At 61.7% G+C, this 2,697-nt stretch carries 2 protein-coding genes; one reads left to right on the top strand and one right to left on the bottom strand.

Annotated features, from left to right (window positions below):
* The coding region (locus EN906_RS30035) for a DUF993 family protein (RefSeq protein ID WP_127375595.1) at positions 1-847 on the top strand (847 nt) is incomplete at its 5' end.
* 157 nt (positions 848-1,004) lie between these two features.
* Here the strand turns inward: EN906_RS30035 and EN906_RS30040 are convergent.
* The coding region (locus tag EN906_RS30040) for an alginate lyase family protein (RefSeq protein WP_127375596.1) at positions 1,005-2,697 on the bottom strand (1,693 nt) is incomplete at its 5' end.

Here is a 2,697-nt window from a genome sequence, read left to right on the forward strand (position 1 = left end):
GGCGCGTACCGTCGATGGCGCCGATCTCGCCTCGGGTGCCGGGACCGACCATCTGGCGCCCGCCGCCGCCAGGACACTGGACGATGTGGTCACCGCCTATGAGCGGCAATTCGCTTTCATCGAAGGCTTGGGCGGCAAGGCGATCATGATGGCCAGCCGGGCACTGGCGGCAGTTGCCAAGGGGCCGGACGACTATGTCAGCGTCTACGACCGCATCCTGTCCCAGGCATCCGGCAAGGTCATCCTGCACTGGCTGGGCGACATGTTCGATCCGGCGCTCAGGGGCTATTGGGGCAGCGAGAATTTCGAGACTGCTCTCGATACAGTTGTTGCCATCATCGAACGCCACTTTGGCAAGGTCGAGGGGATAAAAATCTCACTGCTCGATGCCGGCAAGGAGGTCGCGCTGAGGAACCGTCTGCCGGACGGCGTCGTCATGTTCACTGGCGACGATTTCAATTATCCCGAACTGATCGCCGGCGACGAGAAAAGACACTCGCACGCACTGCTCGGTATTTTCGACGCGATTGCGCCGGTCGCCAATGCAGCGCTGGCGAAACTGGCGGAGGGTGACCGCGCCGGCTATGACGCCTTGATGGCGCCGACCGTGCCGCTATCGCGAAAAATCTTCGAGGCGCCGACCGAGTACTACAAGGCCGGCATCGTCTTCATGGCCTGGCTGAATGGCCATCAGGACCATTTTGCGATGGTCGGCGGCATGCAGTCGGCGCGCGGCATCCGTCACTATGCCGACGTGTTCCGCCTTGCCGACCAGGCCGGATTGCTCGCTGATCCCGATCTGGCGGTGGCCAGAATGAAGAGCCTTTGCACCGTCGCGGGCGTTTGATTTCGGGAAAGTGGTTCTCATCATCGACGTGACAGGCCAGGAATGCCGGACGTCCCTAGAGCAATTCCAGGAAAAGTGTGAAACGGTTTTCCGTCCGGAATTGCTTAAAAACAAGGAGTTAGAGCGGGTCGCCGTTTCCGTGAAACGGTGAACTGCTCTAACGTCTTCGCCACAGCCAAAAAGGCGCGATTGCCTCGTCTGGATGAAATATGGGCTTGGCCGCCCTTCCCAGATCGGCAGGTGGCATCCCTGCGGGATCATGATGCGTCAGGTCGAGAAGCAGCGGCCCAAGCCGATCCGGATCGACAGTTTCGGCCGACATGGTGTGTCGCTTGTTCTCGTGCGCAACAAGCCAGTGCAGCGCCTGGACCAGTCCCAGTCCCTCGGCTGTCTTGTGCTGCCAGAGATTGTCACCAACCGAAGACATGACACGGGCCAGCGACGTCCAGCCTTGCAAGGTAAACATGGCGTAGTGCCTGGGGCGCGTGCGGGACAGTTCCCTGGGCAAGGAGCCGTCGGCTGCGATCTGGGTCGCCAATCTCTCCCGAGCATAGAGGCTGATCTTGGCCAGGGTGGCGCTGTCGCCAAGAAATGTGGCGATCGATGCCCGCTGCAAATCGTAGTACGTTCCTTGGTTGCTGCTGCTGCAGAAGGCCGTCGCGGCTGCCGGCGCGGTGTCCAGCCATTCACAGTAGGAACCGAGCCAGGCTCTGAACGCCTCGCGATCCTCGTCGCCCAGTACTCCTGTTCGCTCGATCAAGCGTACGGCATCCAGGAAGAAATAGAAATCCTTCAGCTCGATGATGCCGTAGCCGGCCCCTTCATTGTTGTCGTGGCCCGACCGCACCTGCGCATAGCGCAAATGCGGGTTCATTCTTGTCTTGGGATCGACAAACCATGCGCGAATGAGCCTCGCGGCGTGGACGGCGTAATGACGTCCATCAAGCACGGTTGCGGCGAGCGCAAGCACGGTTGTGTCGTCGAAGACGCGCTGTAAGCGTGTGCGATCGTAGGTTTCGCTTCCTGCTGCATACAATGCCGTGCCGGGCACGCGTTCGCCATCGAGCCTGATATAGGGCAGGCCATCGGGTCTGTCGGGGTCGGGCCACCAGTAAGGCGCCGGGTGAAAATAGTCCTGGGGATCCCCGCTGGGGGCTCGGCCAGTCTTGTCGAGCACGCTGAACGGACCGCGGGCGAGTGCCTGACCGGCCGCGGTTTCGAGATAGCGCAGGATGGGTCCGTCCTTTACCGCGTGGGCGAGGGCGTCTTCGTCATAGAAAGCCAGGCGGGAGGTATCAAGCCGAGCGGCGACTGCCTTGGCGTCACATTGATCGACCATATCGACGATCGCCTGGTCGCGGCTGACCAGACGCGCGACGAAGCCGGCCTTGCCGATCTCCAGATGCGAACGTCCTGAATCCAGGCGCGCCACCCAGCCCGCTTTCTGGAGCAGCCCGGCATCCGCTGCCCGGACCGGGCGTGGAAAATCCCAGGCGTCGTCGCGGTAGCGATCCCAGGGGCCGGGAACTGCCAACCGCCACAGCATCTCGATTTTTGGCCGCCTTCCGTAGCCATAGTTTTCGTCGAACAGTTGCGTGGTATCGGCTCGAAATATGATCTGCGGCTCTTCCTCGGCCGGCGGCTGGAAGCTCTGGTCCAGCAGAAGCGCATTGTCGACAATACGCGCCATGGGCACCACAGCGTAGGGAAGGTGCGGGTTTCTCTCGATCGCGGACCGTATCCGCTGGAACGCAGAGCCTGTCAGGTAGCAGTTCCCGTCCCAGGGCATCAGCCATTTTGCCCTGCCGCGGGCAATCGCGAGCGCGGCGTTGCGAGCCCCATTGTTGTTC

Source organism: Mesorhizobium sp. M7A.F.Ca.CA.004.06.1.1 (genome assembly GCF_003999135.1).
Lineage (GTDB): Bacteria > Pseudomonadota > Alphaproteobacteria > Rhizobiales > Rhizobiaceae > Mesorhizobium.